This window comes from Arthrobacter oryzae, assembly GCF_037911235.1.
Taxonomy (GTDB): domain Bacteria; phylum Actinomycetota; class Actinomycetes; order Actinomycetales; family Micrococcaceae; genus Arthrobacter; species Arthrobacter oryzae_E.
On the sequence record NZ_JBBLYW010000010.1, the window covers coordinates 99,849 to 118,201 of the forward strand.

The following is an 18,353-nucleotide window of genomic DNA, read 5'->3' on the forward strand; positions in this document are numbered from 1 at the left end:
AGGCGGTGGGGCCGACACTATCTTCCGGGCCGCCCCGGCGTGCTCACTCCACCGAGCCGGTCCCAAGCGCGGAACGGAGCTGGCGGACCGCCGTCGCTCCGCCTGCCATGAACCATTCCAGCCCGTTGACGCGGACCGTCTCGGCGGCTCCGCCGGCGGCGAGCACAATGGCTTTTCCGGGCAGCCAGTCCCATTCGGGACAGCTGTGCTGGAACCAGCAGTCCAGTTCGCCGTCGGCCACACGGCCCAGGTCGCATGACCCTGATCCGAACATCCGCAGCGCCGCTGCAGCGGTGGCCGCTGCGTGCCAGGGCATGGCGCAGAGCGGGTCGGCGAGCCACGTCGGGTGGATATACGTCGCGGCCCCCTGCTCGGCCAGCGGCTTCAGCGGCCTGGCCCCGCCGTTGTCCTGGAAGGAAGTGAGCCTTTCACCGTTGAGGGTGGCGGGACGGCTCGTCCCGCCGAGCCAGAGCTTGTCCTCTTCGGGCTGGAATATGGCACCAAGGACGGTGGCGGCGGCGTCCTTCAGAGCGAGCGCGGAGCACCAGTACGTGGAGCCGTGGAGGAAGTTGTAGGTGCCGTCCACGGGGTCAATCACCCAGGTCCGGCCGCTGCTCCCCTGGACGGAGGCGCCTTCCTCCCCCAGGATGCCGTCATCCGGCCGGCAGCGGCGCAACTGCTCCAGCACATAGGCTTCGGCAGCGTGGTCGGCGGCCGTGACCACATCGGAAACGGATGTCTTCTGCTGCCCATCCAGGCCGCCCTGGCGCATCATCAGCGCCAGCATCCCGGCTTCCCGGACCAGCGCTTCCGCCAGCTGGTAGTCGTCCAGCCCCGCATTGAGTTCCGCCGCGCTGTGCCTGCCAAGTTTGTGTCTTCCAAGTTCCGTCACGCGTCCCAGCCTATCGGCGGCCGCAGGCATAGAACAGCCCACGAACAGGCGTAGAACAGGCAGGAAACAGGTACAGGAACAGCGATAATGAACGCATGGCCAAGACACCAGCACAGCGGATCAAGAAACACGGCGCCAAGGCGTCCGTTCCCCAGCACCACTTGCCGTCGGTGATCAACCCCACCACCCAACGGACACCAGAGAAGGCGCAGAACAACAGCAGCCTGATCCTCATCGCAGGGGTGGTGGCCAGCCTCTTCCTATTCTGGTATCTGCATTTGCTGACGCTGAACCAGCTCACGCAGCTCTCCGGCGGCCTGCCCATGCCCGATTCGCTGGTGGGCGGCTTTGACCAGGGATTCGTGGACCAGTTGAGGGCAGCCATGAACGAGGACGCCCGCGGCCAGCTCAACTACCTCCACAAAACGGCCGGCACGCTGTTCCCGCTCATTTTCAGCTTCACCTGGCTGCTGCTGATCGGGACCAACGTTGCCCGCAAGGCCCTCCGCTGGGGGCTGTGGGCTCTCCCGCTCCTCTTCGCCGCCGCCCGGTTGTGGGGGAACACTGCCATCGATTCGATGATGTCAGCGTCCACGGCCGACGCCGGGCAGGTTGCTTTGGCCTCCACTCTCACCGTCGCCGGCTGGGTGCTGCTGGTGCTTAGCCTGGTGGCCGGCGGCGCGGCAGTGTTTATTGGCCGGAGGCCACGGAAGTAGTCGCCCGGGCTGCTGCCCGCGCAGTTTGTGCAGCCCTGAGTTCCTGGCGGACGCGCTGGGCGATCACCAGCCCCGCTGCGGCCAGGCCGATCGTCACCGGATAACCCATGAACCGCTCCAGCGTGCCCGGCTCGGGTACGGCCATTCCGGTGACCCCGCCGATGACCAGCGCCACGAAGGAGACACCTCCGCAGGCCAGGATGAACCAGCCCAGGGGTGACTGCCTCCGCCACAGCGCCCCCAGCAACAGGAGTGCCAGCGCTCCCCCGATGAAATACATCAGGGCGCCGGTCAGATGCACGGCGAACCATCCGGCGTCTTCGGGCACCAGTCCCACGATGATGGTTCCTGTCCCTGCAGTGAACGTCAGGATTTTGGCGCCGAGGGCCGTGAACCATGGCACGCGGTGGCCGCTGCCGACGGCGAGCCGGACGCCGGGCCGGGCGGCGACGCACAGGAGAGCCGAGCTGAGGAGCAGCGCCCCCACCAGCATGCCCAGTCCCTGCACCACGAACGAGGCATTCATCAACAGGTGCAAGGGCGAACAGACGTCCCGGTCTTCATAGATTCCGCAATGGACGGCCCCGAGGTCGCTGATGTAGCCGGTCCGGCGGTCATAGGGCTCCGGACCTGCCCAGGCTGCGATCACTGCGGACTCAGCCACGAAGTATTGCAGCACGCTGAGCTCCGCCCACGCGCCGAAATATTCGCGTCTGGACGCGATATCCGGGAGGAACCCGGCCCGGTAGGACGTTGCTGGTGTTGCTGCAGTCATGCCAAGAGCGTAGTACGGGCCGTCACCTTGTATGCTTGTATCCGTGCCCGAACAGGACGGCTTCCGCCAACCGCTTCGGGCGCGCGCCCTCGTAGCTCAGTGGATAGAGCACGGCTCTCCTAAAGCCGGTGTCGTTGGTTCGATTCCAATCGAGGGCACTTGAACTTCCCGCCGCTCTTAGACCTGCGTGCCTACCTGCTGGGCAGCTGGTCCGTGGAACGCACCTTGTGGGACCGCAGTTCCGGCGCCCGCGGGACCTTCGCCGGCGTGGTCCGCTTTTCCCCGAAGCACGACGACGGCGGCCTCGACTTCCACGAAGAAGGCACCATGCGCTGGCCTTCTCCCGCCGGCGGGACTTTCACAGGCCCCGCCAGCCGCGACTACGTGCTGCAACCGGCGGATTCCCCTGATGCGATGGACATGACGTTCCCCGACGGGCGGCCATTCCATCGGATGAGCTTCCGGGAAGCGGCCAGCCAGGACCAGCACTGGTGTGATCCGGATACCTACCGCGTGTCGTACGCCCGCCGCGGGCCCGACGAATTCAGCTACTCCTGGGATGTCCAGGGACCGAGGAAAAACCTGCTCCTGGAATCGGTCCTGCGCCGGCTCGGGCCGGGGTCGGATGAACCGGGGTCGGAGCCGTGAAGGACCGCATCGTTGTGTCCGCCGTCTGCGTTTACGACGACGCCGGCCGCCTGCTGACCGTCCGCAAGCGCGGCACGGACAAGTTCATGCACCCGGGCGGCAAACCCGAACCGGGCGAAACCGCAGCCCAGGCCGGCTCGCGTGAACTGCTGGAAGAGGTGGGCATCGCCGTGGCGCCGGAAGAGCTGCAACTCATGGGCGTGTGGCTTGCCGACGCCGCCAATGAGGCCGCCACGGACATCGAAGCGACGGTTTTTGCCGCCCCGGGAACCTGGACGGCGCACCCTTCGGCGGAGATCGCCGAAATCCGCTGGCTGGACATGGCCGGGGAACTGCCGCCCGACCTCGCACCCCTGCTGACGGACCACATCCTGCCCGTCCTGGCAGCGGGCCGCAGTTTCCGGCGCTAGAACTCCGGAACGGCTTCTTCCACCACGGCACTCGCTTCCGCGAACTGCGTGCGGTACAGCTCCGCATACCGGCCTTCCGCTGCCAGCAATTCGGTGTGGGTGCCGCGCTCCACAATGGTGCCGTCCTCCACCACCAGGATCATGTCCGCAGCGCGCACGGTGGACAGCCGGTGGGCGATCACCAACGCAGTGCGGCCCTCGAGCGCTGCACCCAGGGCAGCCTGCACGGCCGCTTCGTTGGTGGAGTCCAGGGCCGCCGTAGCCTCATCGAGGATGACAACGCGCGGCTGCGCAATCAGCAGCCGGGCAATGGTGAGGCGCTGGCGTTCGCCGCCGGAGAGCCGGTAGCCGCGCTCCCCCACCACAGTGTCGAGGCCGTCCGGCAGGGACCGGATCATGTACTCAAGACGGGCCCGGCGCAGTACATCCCACATGTCCTCCTCGGTGGCGTCCGGACGGGCGAGCCGCAGGTTGGACGCGATGGATTCGTGGAACAGGTGGCCGTCCTGGGTCACCATGCCCAGCGTGGCCCGCATCGAATCAAAGGTGGTGTCACGCACATCCAGTCCGCTCCCGGGCACGGTGCCGCCGAGGCGCACGGCGCCGGAATCGACGTCGTAAAGCCGTGACAGCAACTGGGCGATGGTGGATTTGCCAGCGCCCGAGGAGCCCACCAGGGCCACGGTCTGGCCCGGTTCCACCCGGAAGCTGATGCCGTGCAGCACTTCTTCGCCGCCGCGGGTGTCCAGGGTGGACACATCCTCAAGGGAAGCAAGTGACACTTTGTCGGCGGAGGGGTAGGCGAAGCGGACGTCGTCGAATTCCACCGAGACGGGTCCCGGGGGCACCTCCACGGCGTCGGACTTCTGCTGGATGAGGGGTTTGAGGTCAAGGATCTCGAAGACCCGCTCGAAGCTGACCAGGGCGCTCATGATTTCCACCCGGGCGTTGGAGAGGGCGGTGAGTGGCGCATAGAGGCGGGTGAGCAGCAGTGCCAGCACCACGACGTCGCCCGCGGCCAGCTGCCCCTGCAGCGCCAGGAAGCCGCCAAGACCGTAGACCAACGCCAGCGCCAGCGCCGAGACAAGCGTCAGCGCGGTGACAAAGGTGAACTGCAGCATCGCCGTGCGCACGCCGATGTCCCGGACGCGGCCGGCACGGACGGCGAACTCACGTGATTCCTCATCGGGCCGGCCGAACAGCTTGACCAGCGTGGCACCCGGTGCGGAGAAGCGTTCGGTCATCTGGGTGCCCATAGCGGCGTTATGTTCCGCGGCCTCGCGGCGCAGGTCGGCCAGCTTGGAACCCATCCGGCGGGCGGGGATCAGGAAGATGGGAAGCAGGATCATGGCCAGCACAGTGACGAGCCAGGACTTGCCCAGCATCACCACAAGGGTGAGCGCCAGGGCAACCACGTTGCTGACCACGCCGGACAGCGTGCCGGCGAAGGCGGACTGCGCGCCGATGACGTCGTTGTTCAGCCGGCTCACCAGGGCACCGGTCCGGGTGCGGGTGAAGAAGGCGATGGGCATCTTCTGGACGTGGTCGAACACCTTGGTGCGCAGGTCCACAATCACGCCCTCCCCAATGGTGGAGGACAGCCAGCGGGTCACGAGCCCCAGCCCGGCCTCGGCCACGGCCACGACGGCGATGAGCACGGCCAGCCGGATCACGACGTCGGCGCCCACGCCGGCGATGATGGCGTCCACCACCTGGCCGGCGAGGACCGGTGTGGCTACGGCAAGCACTGCCGTGGCGATCGAGAGCAGTACGAAGGCGATCAGTTTGCCCCGGTGCGGCCGGGCGAAGCCGAACACGCGCTTCAGCGTTGCCTTGGAGAACGGCTTGGAGCCGCTGGAGGCGCGTGTGATGTTGTAGAGGGAGCTCCACGCTACCCGGTCCATGCTCATCTGTTGTTGCCTTTCGTGGCGCGTTCTGCCGCGCCGGGAGATGTTGCGGCGCCGGCGAGCAGTTCGGTCACCACACCGTCCTCGACGTTCCAGCGGACGTCCAGGCGCACGTTTTCCAGCAGCCGGCGGTCGTGCGTGACCAGGAGCAGGGCGCCGTCGTAGCTTTCCAATGCCTCTTCGAGCTGCTCAATAGCGGGGAGGTCCAAGTGGTTGGTGGGCTCATCCAGGACCAGCAGGTTCACCCCGCGCGCCTGCAGCAGTGCGAGGGCGGCCCGGGTCCGTTCACCCGGCGACAGCGAATCTACCGGACGGGAGGTGTGGTCCGCTTTGAGGCCGAACTTGGCCAGCAGGGTGCGGACCTCCGCCGGGGTCAGCTCCGTCAGGACGGTTTCGACGGCGTCCCCCAGTTTGAGGTGGCCGGCCAGCAGGCCCCGGGCCTGGTCTATTTCGCCGATGGCCACCGAGGCGCCCATCGCGGCATTCCCTGAATCAGGCTGCCGGATCCCCAGCAGGAGCCGGAGCAGCGTCGACTTGCCGGCCCCGTTGGGGCCTGTGATGCCGATGCGCTCTCCGGCGTTGAGCTGCAGGTTCACCGGCCCCAGGGTGAAATCACCCTGGCGTACGACGGCGTCCCGCAGCGTTGCCACCACGGCGCTGGAGCGCGGCGCCTGGCCAATACTGAACTGCAACTGCCACTCCTTGCGGGGTTCCTCGACCTCGTCGAGCCGCGCAATCCTTGACTCCATCTGCCGCACCTTCTGGGCCTGCTTCTCCGAGGATTCGGTGGAGGCTGCACGGCGGATCTTGTCATTGTCCGGGCTCTTCTTCATGGCGTTGCGGACGCCTTGGGAGCTCCACTCACGCTGGGTCCTGGCGCGGGAGACGAGGTCCGCCTTGGTGGAGGCGAACTCCTCGTAGCGCTCCCGGGCGTGGCGGCGCGCGACGGCGCGTTCCTCCAGGAACGCCTCGTAACCGCCGTCATAAACGGCCACGGAATTCTGGGCCAGGTCCAGTTCCACAATGGTGGTGACACAGCGTGCCAGGAATTCGCGGTCGTGGGATACCAGGACCACACCGCCGCCCCGGAGGCCCTGAACGAATGCTTCCAGCTTGGCCAGCCCGTTGAGGTCCAGGTCGTTGGTGGGCTCGTCGAGCAGGACCACGTCGAAACGGCTCAGCAGCAGCGCAGCCAGTGCCACCCGCGCGGCCTGCCCGCCGGACAGGCCGGTCATCAGCGCTTCCGGCCCCAAGTCCAGTCCGAGGTCGGCAAGGACCGGTGCAATCCGCTCGTCAAGGTCCGCCGCGCCGGAGGCCATCCAGCGGTCGAACGCCAGCGAGTAGGCGTCATCGACGCCGGGGGCGCCCGAACCCAGGGCCTCGGCCGTGGACTCCATCTCCGCCGTTGCCTGGGCGCAGCCGGTGCGGCGCGCCACGTACTCCGCGACGGTTTCGCCGCTAAGGCGTTCGTGCTCCTGCGGGAGCCACCCCACGAAGGCGTCCGACGGGGCCAGGCTCACCGAGCCGGACAGGGGCTGGTCCACACCGGCCAGCAGCCGGAGCAGGGTGGACTTGCCGGCACCGTTCGCGCCCACCACACCTACAACGTCGCCGGGCGCCACGGTGAGCGAAAGATTTGAGAAGAGTGTGCGGTGGTCGTGACCGCCGGAAAGGTCTTTGGCAACAAGGGTTGCAGTCATTAGTCCATCCTCTCACTGCGGCCCAAAACGGCCTGGAATCCCGTCGGGCATGAAAGAACCCGCTGGTCCGGACTTGGGGGGTGTACGGACCAACGGGTTCGACCAACTAGCATAGTTCATATACCCCCCGCCGTAAAATCGAGTGATCAGACCCGCCGCCCCCACCCCGCAGGAAGCCATTTATGCCACTCCCCGCCAAGGCGTTCCAACGCTGGCTTCACGGAATTGCACCCCAGGCGAGCACCGCTGACATCTGCAGAATCTCCGGCGTGAAACGGACCACCCTGGCGCAGCAGCTGGTCCGCGGAAAGGTGTCCGAAAGCACGGTGGTCAGCATCAGCCGGGCCTTCAACATCAATCCCGTGGCGGCGCTGGCCACTTTCGAGATCTACAGCGAGCTCGCCGGAAGCCCCGCCCTACCCACCGCCGCGGAACTGGTCAGCCAGATTGCCACCATGGATTTACTGAAGGCGGTCATTGCCCGCCCGGCCGGGACAGCCGGAGGGATCGAAACGGAGCAGCAGCAGCAGGCCCCGCCGCTGGCCCCCGTTCCGCACGCAACGTCAGTAAAGAACTGGGTTGATGCGATCGACGACGGCGAACTGAGGCACCGGGTTTCCACGGCCACGGGAATCGCGCCGCAGAACTACTCCGCGCAGCTGTCGGCCAACCGGCTGACACCGGAACTGGCCCTCGCAACGGCCAGGGCTGCCGGCGTCGGCCTGACCGGCGGGCTGTTGGCCACCGGCATGATCACCGAGACAGAGGCCGGATGGCCGCCCGGCGCGAGGCAGGCAGCCCTTGATGCCTTGTCCGACGGCGAGCTCGCCGCCCTGGCCGGTGAGCGGCTGCAGGCGCTGGGGAGAAACCTCAAGCGCCAGGAACAAGACCACGAACAAACCAAAAAAATCTGGGAGAACCTAGGATGATCGAGATCCTGCAATGGTCCACCCTCGCCGTTTGCTGTGCCGCCGCAGTAGCGCGAATTCCGAGTGCCATCAGGGGTGAGAACAGGTCGCTCTTCTACATTTTCGTGCTTGCAACACTCGCGATCCTCCTGAGCATTGATGGCCCGTACCTTGCTATCGACCGGGTACTTGGCGGCTCCAACATCACCAACCTCATCCTTCGGTTCGTGATTTACGGCGTCATTCTCCTCATCGGCTACCGCATCGCCAAGGGCTTCGGCGCCCCCACCAGCGTCCGGTTGATCCTGGGCCCGGTCGGGCTGGGTATCCTTGCAGTGATTGCCGGGGCAACGGTGGCGCTCTTCGTCCTTGCTGATACGGCCGGGAGTGTCACCGGGCTGACCACGCTGCCGTCCAGAAGCCCCGAGAACGCGCAGCTCATCAGGCTCTATGCAGGGGCCGGCCGCCTTTACCCGGCCTATGTTGCCGCGTGCTTGTTTCCGGCGACCTATACTGCCATGTCATCCAGGCTTCCCAAAGGCATCCGGCTGGGAGCCGGGCTTCTTACCCTCGGCTTTGCCGCGTTGGTCCTGGGCACCTTCTATCCGCTCCTCCCGACCGGGCTGGGACACCTTGAAGCTGTAGTAAATTACATCGGCGCCCTAGCATTCATCCTGGGGCTGACGGCCATTTGGATCTGCCGGGTAAGGATTCAGGCGGCCGCACAGAGGTCATCTACTGCAAAGTAGGCTGAGCACTTTCACAAAATCATTAGAACGTGAGAGAATCATGAATGTGTGAAAGTGGTGCCGGCCGGGGTCGCTAACGGGGACAATCCGTAAGGCGCCGGGCCGCCACTGAGCGCTATTGGGGGGATGAGTGGTGGCGGGCCGTTGGGGACCGCCACCACTCAGCCTGTTAAGGGCCAGTTGGCATATCAGCTGGGCCGTTCACCGGACAAAGCGGAGGGTGACCAGCTGGAAGGGGCGCAGTGTCAGCTTGGCGGAATCCCGGCCGGTTTCAACACCGGGCGCCTCAGCGGGACGCTCGAGCAGGTCCACTGTCTTCACTTCCCGGGTCTCAAAGTTGGCGGTCACCATCCCCTCGGACCGCTCCCCCAGGGATTCGTAGAGGCGCACAATGACGTCGCCCGACCCATCCTCGGCCAGCTTCACCGCCTCCACGACGATTCCCTGGCTGAACACTGTGAGCAGCGGGCGGACAGGGTGGGCGCCTTTCACCACGCGCGGGGCAAGGTTGGTACGGTAGCCCTCTTCCACGGCATCGGCGATGGCCGCACCGGGCCTGATGGTCACCAATAGCTCGTGCCGGCCGCGGTCGGCTCCGGGATCCGGGTACTTGGGGGCGCGCAGCAGCGACGTACGCACGGTAGTGGTGGTGCCGCCGTCGTCCCTCACCGCCCGGGTGACATCGTGCCCGTAGCTGGAGGCGTTGGAAACAGCGACGCCGTAACCCGGCTCCCCTACATGGATCCAGCGGTGGGCGCAGATTTCGAACTTGGCGGCCTCCCAGGACGTATTGGTGTGGGTCGGCCGGAATACGTGCCCGAACTGCGTCTCGGACGCTGAACGGTCCGCGCGTACGTCCAGGGGGAAGCCGATTTTGAGCAGCTTTTCGCGTTCCTGCCAGTCCACGGAGGTCAGGATCCCGAGGGAGCCGGAACCGGCCTCCAGCGAAATCCGCTGGGTGATCGTTGACGACCCGACCAGCCGTTCCACCACGACGACGGCGTCCCAGCCGCCCCGCTCGAGCGTCACCGAACGCGCTTCCGTGAGGGAGGTGACGTTGCGCCGGTAGAACTCGTCGATATCCCACGCGTCCCACTCATTGGGCGTATCGCGATGGAGTTCCAGATGGTTCCCGAACTGGCCCGGGGCAATCGCTTCGCGGCCGCTTGCGTAGTCAACCAGGGACCTCAGGAGCCCGGTGGAGTCCAAGACGGCCCGAATCACGCCGTTATCGAGGACATACCCGCCGTCGGATTCGGTGACCGTCACGGGGTGGTCGCTGCGGACCGGTTCGGCGGCAGCCAGCGCAGGCACGCCGCTGCGTTCGTGCGGTGCGGCGTTAAGCAGGAACTCGCGGCTTCCTTCACCGAGGGCGGCGCGCGCGGCACCGGCAATGATGGCCTCCAGGGCGTCCGAGACCGCCGCATAATTCCGCTCGGCATCCTGGTGGACCCAGGCAATGGAACTGCCGGGCAGGATGTCGTGGAACTGCTGCAGCAGGACCAGCTGCCACAGTCGCTTCAGCTCGGCCGCCGGGTATTCGAACGCGCCTGCAGTCCGGACGGACGCGGTGGCGCACCAGAGTTCGGCCTCCCGGAGCAGGTGCTCGCTGCGCCGGTTGCCCCGTTTTGTCTTGGCCTGGCTGGTGTACGTCCCGCGGTGCAGCTCCAGGTACATCTCGCCCACCCACACCGGCAGCGACGAATATTCAGCTTCCGCCCGGGCGAAGAAGTTCGCGGCTGTGCCGATCCGGACCTTGGGCGACCCTTCGAGATCGGCCGTGCGGTGGGCTGCGGCGATCATCTCCCGGGTCGGTCCGCCGCCGCCGTCGCCGTAACCGAACGGGACCAGCGAGACGGTGCCGCGGCCATGGTCCCGGTAGTTGCGTTCCGCATGGGCGAGCTCCCGCCCGCTGAGTTCGGAGTTGTACGTGTCAACCGGCGGGAAGTGGGTGAACAGGCGTGTGCCGTCGATCCCTTCCCAGTTGAAGGTGTGGTGCGGCATCCGGTTGACCTGGTTCCAGGAGATCTTCTGGGTCAGGAACCACTTGCTGCCGGCCGCCTTGACGATCTGCGGCAGCGCAGCGGAGTAGCCGAAGGAGTCCGGCAGCCAGGCTTCGCGGCACTCCACGCCAAACTCGTCAAGGAAGAACTTCTTGCCTTCGATAAACTGCCGTGCCATGGCCTCGGCGCCCGGCATATTCGTGTCTGATTCCACCCACATGCCGCCGACCGGCACGAACTGGCCGGCCTTGACCTTTTCGCGGATGCGTCCGAACAGCTCCGGATAGAACTCCTTCATCCAGGCGAACTGCTGCGCGGACGAACACGAGAAAACGAAGTCGGGAGACTCATCCATCAGTGCCACAACGTTGGAGAACGTGCGCGCGCACTTGCGGATGGTTTCCCGGACCGGCCATAGCCAGGCCGAATCGATGTGCGCGTGGCCCGTTGCTACCAGGTGATGGGCCGAGGCATACGCCGGACGCGACAGTACCTCTGCCAGGGCTGCCCGCCCCGCCGCCGCGGTGCCGGGAACATCGTCCGGATCCATGACGTCAAGCATCCGTTCCAGGGCACGCAGGATCTCGTGGCGGCGCGGCATTTCCATGGGGAGCTCATGCATGAGCCCGCTGAGGGTCCAGACATCCTGCTGCAGTTCCCAGACGGTCTGGTTCAGTTCGGCGATGGCAATGGTGCCCAGCCGGTACTTGGGGTCGGTCCCGGCCGTTGATTTGTCGCCGTAGGGCATGGCCGCGAAAGTCCACCCTTGTGCAACATCCGGGTTCGCGGCAGCCTCCACGTAAAAGTCCACTGCCATTCCGCTTCCCAGAAGCTTCAAGGGAATGTACTGGTTCCGTGGCGAGATGGCCTTGATGATGGTCCCGTCGGGCCGCCATGCCGTTCCCTCGCACTGAAAGCCGGGGAGCTCCCGGGTGAACCCGAGGTCCACCACGATCTCGACGGCGGTATCCGGAGCGGTACCCCATGAGTCAGGTACCTCCCCCTGCAGCCTCAACCATTTGGTGCTCCACGGGCGCCCCCATGCCGATGCGTGTTCCAGCGGGACGAAGTCGTGGCGCAGGGCTTCCAGGACGGAAACGGGCTCGTCCGGAACGTCCCAGCTGCTCAGGTTCAGCGGGACGCTGCGGGCATACACCGCGGGGTCCACGCGTTCGCGCATGAAGCGGTCAAGACGGACTTCCGTGATGCGGCGGTCGTCGTGCAATGTGGTCCTCTTTAATGCCTGTGGTGTGGAAGCTACAGCTGACCCCGCGGGTTGCGCCCGGGCGTTGGCTTCAGCTTAGGCGCTAGCCCCTGAACTCAGCCGAAGGAGCGGATCGGCGCGTCCATTCGATGGATAAAATCTACTGCGCCGGGCCGCATAAGCCAAGCATTTTGCCCTATCCGGCCACGGGTGCGGGAGCCGTGATGCGGTGCTGTCCGGCATAGACGTTGAGGGTAGCGCCCCTGCTGAAGCCCGCCAGGGTCATGCCGCTGGCGTCGGCAAGTTCAACAGCGAGGCTGGACGGCGCGCTGACCGCCGCAAGCACCGGAATACCGGCGAGCGCCGCCTTCTGGACCAATTCGAAGGAGGCCCGGCCGGAGACCTGCAGCACCGTGCCTGCCAGCGGCAGCAGCCGTTCGCGCAGGGCCCAGCCCACTACCTTGTCCACGGCATTGTGGCGTCCCACGTCCTCACGGAGGCACAGCAGCTCAGCGCCGCCGTCGTCGGTGATCCGGAAGAGCCCCGCCGCGTGGACACCACCCGTGGTGTCAAAGACTGCCTGAGCGGAACGAAGCTCGTCCGGGAGCCCGGACAGCGTCTCAACCGGCATGGTCAGCGGATCCCCCGCCGGGCTGAAATGCGACGATTTACGGACGGCATCGATTGAATCGGTACCGCAGATGCCGCACGAGCTTGAGGTAAAGATGTTGCGCCCCCGCTCAGGAAGGACCACGTCCGGCCGCAGTTGCGCTTCCACCACGTTGAAGGTCTGTACGCCGTTCTCGTCCTCACCCGCACAGAACCGGAGGGAGATGAGCTGGTCGGGGTCCCAGATGATGCCCTCGGAAACCAGGAATCCGGCCACGAGGTCAAAATCGTCGCCGGGCGTCCGCATGGTGACGGTAAACGGGAGGGAGCCCAGCCGTATTTCCAGGGGCTCTTCCACAGCCAGGACATCTTCCCGGTGCCGCACAGGGAATGCACGGGACTGGGGTGAGCCGTCCAGGACAAACTTGTGGATTTTGCGGCGTTGGGTCATGCGGGCCACGATGCGCTCCTTAACGTGCGGTTACGACCATCATTGCAAGCCCGGACCGGGTTCACCAGCCGGGGACGCTTCAGCCCAGCAGGGCGCTCCAGTCCACCGGGCCGTCCGATGCCGCGGACTTCCGGGGGGCCTTGCGGGCGGCCGCCTTCGCTTTGGCCGCCGCAGGATCCGCCGCCGGGATCGGGGCACCCCAGGGCAGGGCGAAGGCGGGCACCGGCTCCCCCAGCTGAACGCCGTGCGGCGGAACCACAAGGACGCCGTCGGCAGCCGCAAGGCCGCGCATCATTCCGGGTCCGGCGTGCCGGGCCGGCGATGCCATGCCGTACAGCAGCCTGAAAGGCATAAGCCGGGTCCGTCCCGGTTCGGCGTCGATCATCGTTCCGCACGGCACTTCGCTGACCGGCGGGAGGGTGCCGTGACCCAGTGCGGCCAGGAGCGGCGCCCCCACCGTGCACAGCGCCATCATTGCGGCGAGCGGATTGCCGGGCAGGCCCAGGATGAAGCGGCCGTCCGGTAGCTCCGCGAGGACCGCCGGGTGCCCCGGACGCATGGCGATACCGTCGATCAGCAGGCGGCCGCCCAGTTCCGCCACGGCACGGCGGAGGTGATCGGTCCCGGACCGGCCGGTTCCGCCGGTGGTGATCACGACGTCGGCAGGCACGTCGTCAGCGTCCGGCCCCGTCGCTCCCTGCACCATCGCAGAACCGGCCTCCGGCCCCGGCCCGGGGCCAGCCTGCGGTCCGATGTCCTCGGGACCGATGTCTTCCAGGGCAGCAAGCCATTCGTCGTAGTTGTCGCCAATTTTTTCCTGCCCGGCATAGATTCCGCCGAGCATCTCGACCACGGCCCCCAGCTGCGGGCCGAAGGTGTCGCGCACCTTGCCGGGCGCGGGAAGGCCTGCGGCGACCACCTCGGAGCCGGTCAGAAGGATCCTCACCACCGGCTTTCCCTGGACTTGGAGGACGTCGTGCCCGGCGAGCGCAGCGAGGGCCAAATGTGCCGGATTGAGGACCGCACCGTTCTTTACCAGGACGTCTCCGGCGGCTGCTTCCTCCCCGGCCTTCCGGATGTGCTGGCCGTTCTTCGGTTCGCCGGGCCGCGCCGAGCCGCCAAGGGCCAGGACCGGGAGGCCTTCGTCATCCGTTGTGATCATGCCGCTTTCGCTGCGGAGCACAGCCTTCGCACCGGGAGGGATGAGGCCGCCCGTCACAATAGGGCTGGCCTGGTGCGGCGCCAGTCGGTGCCCGGGGTCCGCCAGGATCCACGGGCCCGTCCCGTTGACCGCCCAGCCGTCCATGGCGGATGAAGCGTAGTGCGGCATATCCTGGAGCGCCGTGACATCCGCAGCGAGGGTCCGGCCCAGCGCACGCCTGAGCGGCACCGGCCCCGACGAGATGGGTGTTGCGCAGTCGAATGACGCCTGCCGGGCTTCCTGCCAGGTGTGCGCCGCATGGGTATGCCCTGGCTGGGGGGATTCGGCAGGCTGGGTTGCGGCAGCGTGGGACTCGGCAGGCCGGGACTCGGGAGCGGCCGCGTCGCCGGAGCCTGGGCCGTCGGCGGGGACTCCGCCTTCAAGGACGTCGCTGACGGCGTCGCCGCCGCCCGGCGGCGCAGCCGTCATGCCCCGGTGTTCCTGGTGTCGGCGGATGGTCCGGGTGCAGGGTCGGTCGCCCGACCGGATACTGCTGATTCGGGCTCCACTGCCGGCGTCGGGGAGGCCGCCGCCGTATCCACTGCCGCGTAGTCCATCGCCAGGGCCCGTGCCACGCCCAGGGCAGCCTGCATGGAGACCGCGTCCGGAGCCTGCCCCGAGCCCGTGGCCATGCCCGCTGCAAAGCCGGCGATGAAAGTGGTCAGCGGCGCCGCCGGGCGCACAACGGAGTGCGCTGCCACCCCGGCCAGTGCAAGTACTTCATTGACGTCCACCTCGACGTCCTCCAGCTCGAAGGCTTGCAGCAGCGCCCGGCACCAGTCCTCCAGCGTTTCGTCCTGGCTCTTCACTGTTGCCTCCAAACTCAAAATTCAGTTGCGGTGCCACCGCACGGTCCACCGACGGCGCGTATGCTGACGGCGGCTCATGACCCCTGGCGGGACACCCCTAACGCGGTGGCATCGTCCCAAGTATCCACGTCATCCGTGGCACCGGCGGGGACAGTTACAGTCCGCACGTCAAGCCTAGCAAGGAGGGCGAAGACTGATGCTCCCGCAAGGCCTCCGCTCCTGGCCTTTTCCGCCACGGCCCGTTGTAGCGCAGCTGTGCTATAAAAGCCCGCAAGCGGTTGCCGGCGGCCGTCCGGCGAAGCGGACATGACTCCTTCGGATCCAGCCGGTCCCGGGGATTCCTCGGCCAGGGCGGTCTGCAGGGCCGCGACGGCCTGGTCCACTTTGGGCATGTCACAGGCCAGAATCAGCGTCATCCCAGCCCTCAGCTGACCCCGGGCGTGGTCCAGGGCCGCCAGGCCGGCAGCAATCCCGGCGGCAGGGCCGGCAAATGCAGGCTCCTCACGGCACGTCAGGACGGCGGGGGGCAGTGCGCCGGAATCAGGTCCCACCACCACTGCGGCGCCTGCCCCGGCAGCGGCCGCGAGCGACCGCGACAGGAGGGTGGCGCCGTCGTACACCAACTGGGCCTTGGGCACGCCGCCCAGGCGGGATGACCGACCGCCGGCCAGGATGAGGGCATCAAACTCCACAGGACCAGCCTAGCGATGGAGCCGGCCCCGCGCAGTAGCGACGCCTCAGGCGGCGGATTCGGGCAGCAGGAAAGGATCCCACGCGGGAGTGGGCTTTTCCAGCTCCTTGATCTGCCAGATGGTGCCGTGCGGAGGCGCCGGCACAAACCTGAGCTTCCAGCCCATCTCGGCCGGGGTGTGGTCGCCCTTCACGTTGTTGCATCTGAGGCAGGCGGCCACCAGGTTTTCCCACGAGTCAGCACCGCCCCTCGATTTGGGGTGGACGTGGTCAATGGTGTGCGCTGCTTTACCGCAGTAGGCGCAGCGGTGGCCGTCGCGGCGCAGCACGCCCCGGCGGCTCACGGCGGTGATGGTGTTGTACCGCGGGCGGATGTAGCGGTTCAGGAGGATCACGGACGGACGGCCCAGGATCTCCTGCGGCCCGACGACAGGATCGTCGCCTTCGGCCACCACGCTAGCTTTTCCGGTCAGCACAAGAACCAGTGCCCGGCGGAAGGTCACAACCGCCAGCGGTTCATATCCAGCATTAAGAACGAGAGTGCGCATGCACATACCTCTTCACGGCCGCACCCGTCAGGGGCTCGAGGGCCGGCTGCCCTCTGCTTGTCCGGGCTATGGATCGACAACACAAGAGTAAACACTCAAGTGGCCGATCACCGAATCGGACCTTTACCATACAGCCCGTGTCGGTAAAAATTCACCTGCCGGAAACGCAAAAGAACCCCTGCCCGAGGGGCAGGGGTTCTTCTGGGAGAGGTGAGCCGGAGGCTTTAGCCGCCGACGCGGATGAAGACCGGGCCGGAGCCGACGTTGACGCTGAACAGGGAGGTGGTTCCACCGTTCCAGCCACCGTGCACGGCCTGGCCGTTGCCGACGTAGACAGCGATGTGAGCCAAGCCCATGCCGCCGTTCTGGTAGTAGGCGAGGTCGCCCGGCTGCGCCTCGGCTGCACTGACGGTGCGGCCGAGGGAGAGGTAACCTGCCGGCCAGCCGTGGTAGTTGATGCCCACGGCTGCAAGCGAGTTGGTGGCGAGGGCGGTGCAGTCCTGGGCAACGCCGAGCTGGGCGTAAGCAGCAGCTGCGATCGAAGCGCCGTTTCCGCTGGCAGCGGCGGGAGCAGCCGGCGCGGCGGGGGCTGCCGGGGCGGCCGGAGCGGAGACAGTGGCTTCAACAGTCGCGGCCGGAGCGGCCTCGGGAGCAGCTTCCTGAACCTCAACAACCGGCTTGGGCTCCTCAACGACCGGAGCCGGGGAGGTGGAAACAGCGGGCTTCTCGAAGGAGATGGCGATGCTGGATGCGGCCGAGATGTTGGCCGGAGCGGAAGACTGGACTTCCAGGGTGGAAGCAGAGGTTGCTTCGCGCTGAACGTTGGTGTCGGCAGCGTTGGCTGCGATACCGCTCGTCAGGACCAGACCGGAGGCAGCAGCGATAACCGCAGCCTGACGGCCCATGCCGCCGGCGTTCTCGCCGACAGCTTTGGCAATGACAGCAAGCGAGTTGGTTTTGGTAACCGCAGCGCGGTGCCGTGCGATGGCACGAGTAGTCATTAATTTCTCTCTTTCGTTTTCCTCAGACTGCATGGCAGACCGCGGCTTTTGGACGCTCCGGCATCTTGGGGGTAAGCCGGAACGGCCCGAACAGGGTTTTTAGCGAAGGACGCGCGCTTCACTAGGGGAAGCGCGTGTTTTAGCGCGGCGTGATTAGCGCATGGTGTAGAACGCGGATGTGCCCGTGGCGGACACAGCGTGCAGGATGGTGCCCTGCGACGGGTTCAGCGCGCTGATCATCATGCCGTTGCCGACGTAGATGCCAACGTGCGCGCCGCCATTTTGCATGACAAGATCGCCCGGCGCCGGGGTGGCGGTGGGCGTCATGGCGTTCCATGCGTTGGTGCGGGGGATGCTGATGCCGGCCTGGGCGTACACCCACTGGGTGAAGCCTGAGCAGTCCCAGCCGCTGGGAGTGGTGCCGCCCCAGACGTAGGCACTGCCGATGCCGGTGTAGGCGATGGCAGCGAGGCCCGATGCTGCTGCAGAGGAAGCGGCGTCGGCAAGCTTGCCTGCCTTGGCTTCTGCGCCGGCTTCAGTGGAGGTCTCGCTGGCATCTGTACCGGTGGACTGTGCCCGGACGGTTTCAACCTTGGGCGCTGCCTTCGTGGTCACTGCCGGACGCTCGAAGGTAACAGTCGCTGTCGGTTCCGCGGTAACGGTCAGCTGGGCCGACTGTGAGCCGGACTCCGTGGAAGCGGAAACGCCCAGGTTGGTATCGGCGGCGTTCGCCGGCATTCCAACGCTGAGGATCAATCCGGACGCGGCTGCAATGACAGCCGCCTGGCGACCTACGGTTCCGGCGTTGGCAGTAACAGCCCGGGACACGGAGTTCAACGGGTTCGTACGAACCGTTTGCGCACGGTGGCGCGCAGAATTGTGACGTGTAGACACGAAGGTAGCCTCTCCCAATGCCTACGAGGTGAGCTGTCGGATTCGGATGGGAGTCACCCGGCCGCTCGGCTTCCTGGGAAGCTTTGCGACTTAACCCCAAGGTCTTCTTGCGAAGACCAAAATTGGTTCCCCCGCCTCTGCCAGACGATGTCATGCGAACGGACCTTGAGCGGTGGCAGAGTTAGGCAATCCACTCAAGAGCGCCAACTTCGGAAAAGTTGGCGTGCTCTAAACGGTA

17 protein-coding genes, 1 tRNA gene and 1 riboswitch are annotated in these 18,353 nt (G+C 66.5%); of the genes, 6 read left to right on the plus strand and 12 right to left on the minus strand.

Annotation, left to right across the window (positions count from 1 at the left end; genetic code table 11):
• Nucleotides 1-43 precede the first annotated feature (43 nt).
• Nucleotides 44-892, minus strand: coding sequence for an inositol monophosphatase family protein (locus tag WMN78_RS03445; protein ID WP_340532029.1), 849 nt, complete (start codon nucleotides 890-892; stop codon nucleotides 44-46).
• A gap of 95 nt (nucleotides 893-987) precedes the next feature.
• On the opposite strand from WMN78_RS03445, the gene WMN78_RS03450 reads away from it, so the two are divergent.
• Complete coding sequence (locus tag WMN78_RS03450; RefSeq protein WP_340532030.1) at nucleotides 988-1,608, plus strand: hypothetical protein; 621 nt, start codon at nucleotides 988-990, stop codon at nucleotides 1,606-1,608.
• Here WMN78_RS03450 and WMN78_RS03455 read toward each other — a convergent pair.
• Nucleotides 1,583-2,383: a DUF998 domain-containing protein gene (locus WMN78_RS03455; protein WP_340532032.1), complete on the minus strand. Its 801-nt coding sequence runs from the start codon at nucleotides 2,381-2,383 to the stop codon at nucleotides 1,583-1,585. The two genes, WMN78_RS03450 and WMN78_RS03455, sit on opposite strands and share 26 nt — an antisense overlap.
• 85 nt (nucleotides 2,384-2,468) lie before the next feature.
• On the opposite strand from WMN78_RS03455, the gene WMN78_RS03460 reads away from it, so the two are divergent.
• The 3 genes from WMN78_RS03460 to WMN78_RS03470 all read left to right on the plus strand — a co-directional run bounded on the left by WMN78_RS03460 (nucleotide 2,469) and on the right by WMN78_RS03470 (nucleotide 3,441).
• Nucleotides 2,469-2,541, plus strand: a tRNA-Arg gene (locus WMN78_RS03460).
• A 1-nt stretch (nucleotide 2,542) separates the two neighbouring features.
• Nucleotides 2,543-3,031: a DUF6314 family protein gene (locus WMN78_RS03465; protein WP_340532034.1), complete on the plus strand. Its 489-nt coding sequence runs from the start codon at nucleotides 2,543-2,545 to the stop codon at nucleotides 3,029-3,031.
• A complete protein-coding gene (locus tag WMN78_RS03470; protein WP_340532036.1) occupies nucleotides 3,028-3,441 on the plus strand; it encodes an NUDIX domain-containing protein in 414 nt (137 codons plus the stop codon). The genes WMN78_RS03465 and WMN78_RS03470 overlap by 4 nt, the downstream gene beginning before the upstream one ends.
• Here the strand turns inward: WMN78_RS03470 and WMN78_RS03475 are convergent.
• Nucleotides 3,438-5,351 (minus strand): ABC transporter ATP-binding protein, encoded by a 1,914-nt coding sequence (locus tag WMN78_RS03475; RefSeq protein WP_340532038.1) that lies wholly within the window; start codon nucleotides 5,349-5,351, stop codon nucleotides 3,438-3,440. The genes WMN78_RS03470 and WMN78_RS03475 overlap by 4 nt on opposite strands.
• A complete protein-coding gene (locus WMN78_RS03480; RefSeq protein WP_340532040.1) occupies nucleotides 5,348-7,048 on the minus strand; it encodes an ABC-F family ATP-binding cassette domain-containing protein in 1,701 nt (566 codons plus the stop codon). Before WMN78_RS03480 ends, WMN78_RS03475 begins: the two co-directional genes overlap by 4 nt.
• 182 nt (nucleotides 7,049-7,230) lie before the next feature.
• Here WMN78_RS03480 and WMN78_RS03485 point away from each other — a divergent pair, with 182 nt between their 5' ends.
• Nucleotides 7,231-7,977: a hypothetical protein gene (locus WMN78_RS03485; protein WP_340532042.1), complete on the plus strand. Its 747-nt coding sequence runs from the start codon at nucleotides 7,231-7,233 to the stop codon at nucleotides 7,975-7,977.
• A complete protein-coding gene (locus tag WMN78_RS03490; RefSeq protein WP_340532044.1) occupies nucleotides 7,974-8,705 on the plus strand; it encodes a hypothetical protein in 732 nt (243 codons plus the stop codon). The genes WMN78_RS03485 and WMN78_RS03490 overlap by 4 nt, the downstream gene beginning before the upstream one ends.
• Before the next feature lie 201 nt (nucleotides 8,706-8,906).
• On the opposite strand, the gene WMN78_RS03495 is transcribed toward WMN78_RS03490, so the two are convergent.
• The 8 genes from WMN78_RS03495 to WMN78_RS03530 all read right to left on the minus strand — a co-directional run bounded on the left by WMN78_RS03495 (nucleotide 8,907) and on the right by WMN78_RS03530 (nucleotide 18,115).
• Entirely contained in the window at nucleotides 8,907-11,933 is a 3,027-nt protein-coding gene (locus tag WMN78_RS03495; protein WP_340532046.1) for an alpha-mannosidase, read from the minus strand.
• Nucleotides 11,934-12,108: 175 nt separating this feature from the next.
• On the minus strand, nucleotides 12,109-12,981 hold the full coding sequence (fdhD, locus tag WMN78_RS03500; protein ID WP_340532048.1) for a formate dehydrogenase accessory sulfurtransferase FdhD: 873 nt from the start codon (nucleotides 12,979-12,981) through the stop codon (nucleotides 12,109-12,111).
• A 70-nt stretch (nucleotides 12,982-13,051) separates the two neighbouring features.
• The gene (locus WMN78_RS03505; protein ID WP_340532050.1) at nucleotides 13,052-14,602 is read right to left on the minus strand and encodes a molybdopterin molybdotransferase MoeA; all 1,551 of its coding nucleotides are present in this window, start codon (nucleotides 14,600-14,602) and stop codon (nucleotides 13,052-13,054) included.
• A complete protein-coding gene (locus WMN78_RS03510) occupies nucleotides 14,599-14,982 on the minus strand; it encodes a DUF6457 domain-containing protein (RefSeq protein ID WP_340532052.1) in 384 nt (127 codons plus the stop codon). Before WMN78_RS03510 ends, WMN78_RS03505 begins: the two co-directional genes overlap by 4 nt.
• A 74-nt stretch (nucleotides 14,983-15,056) precedes the next feature.
• The gene (gene mobA / locus WMN78_RS03515) at nucleotides 15,057-15,674 is read right to left on the minus strand and encodes a molybdenum cofactor guanylyltransferase (protein WP_340532054.1); all 618 of its coding nucleotides are present in this window, start codon (nucleotides 15,672-15,674) and stop codon (nucleotides 15,057-15,059) included.
• Between the two features lie 45 nt (nucleotides 15,675-15,719).
• Entirely contained in the window at nucleotides 15,720-16,220 is a 501-nt protein-coding gene (locus tag WMN78_RS03520; RefSeq protein WP_028271305.1) for an HNH endonuclease, read from the minus strand.
• Nucleotides 16,221-16,444: 224 nt separating this feature from the next.
• Nucleotides 16,445-17,221 carry an NlpC/P60 family protein gene (locus tag WMN78_RS03525; RefSeq protein ID WP_340532057.1) on the minus strand — a complete coding sequence of 259 codons (777 nt, stop codon included), beginning with the start codon at nucleotides 17,219-17,221 and terminating at the stop codon, nucleotides 16,445-16,447.
• 153 nt (nucleotides 17,222-17,374) lie between these two features.
• Nucleotides 17,375-18,115, minus strand: a complete 741-nt coding sequence (locus WMN78_RS03530; protein WP_340532058.1) for a C40 family peptidase — start codon at nucleotides 18,113-18,115, stop codon at nucleotides 17,375-17,377.
• 4 nt (nucleotides 18,116-18,119) lie between these two features.
• A riboswitch (cyclic di-AMP (ydaO/yuaA leader) is annotated at nucleotides 18,120-18,278 on the minus strand.
• Between the last annotated feature and the right edge of the window lie 75 nt (nucleotides 18,279-18,353).

Excerpts from the sequence above, each read along its gene's own strand:
- WMN78_RS03450 (WP_340532030.1), top strand. The coding sequence starts at position 988 with ATGGCCAAGACACCAGCACAGCGGATCAAGAAACACGGCGCCAAGGCG.
- WMN78_RS03455 (WP_340532032.1), bottom strand. The coding sequence starts at position 2,383 with ATGACTGCAGCAACACCAGCAACGTCCTACCGGGCCGGGTTCCTCCCG.
- WMN78_RS03475 (WP_340532038.1), bottom strand. The coding sequence starts at position 5,351 with ATGAGCATGGACCGGGTAGCGTGGAGCTCCCTCTACAACATCACACGC.
- WMN78_RS03480 (WP_340532040.1), bottom strand. The coding sequence starts at position 7,048 with ATGACTGCAACCCTTGTTGCCAAAGACCTTTCCGGCGGTCACGACCAC.
- WMN78_RS03485 (WP_340532042.1), top strand. The coding sequence starts at position 7,231 with ATGCCACTCCCCGCCAAGGCGTTCCAACGCTGGCTTCACGGAATTGCA.
- WMN78_RS03490 (WP_340532044.1), top strand. The coding sequence starts at position 7,974 with ATGATCGAGATCCTGCAATGGTCCACCCTCGCCGTTTGCTGTGCCGCC.
- WMN78_RS03505 (WP_340532050.1), bottom strand. The coding sequence starts at position 14,602 with ATGACGGCTGCGCCGCCGGGCGGCGGCGACGCCGTCAGCGACGTCCTT.
- WMN78_RS03520 (WP_028271305.1), bottom strand. The coding sequence starts at position 16,220 with ATGCGCACTCTCGTTCTTAATGCTGGATATGAACCGCTGGCGGTTGTG.
- WMN78_RS03525 (WP_340532057.1), bottom strand. The coding sequence starts at position 17,221 with ATGACTACTCGTGCCATCGCACGGCACCGCGCTGCGGTTACCAAAACC.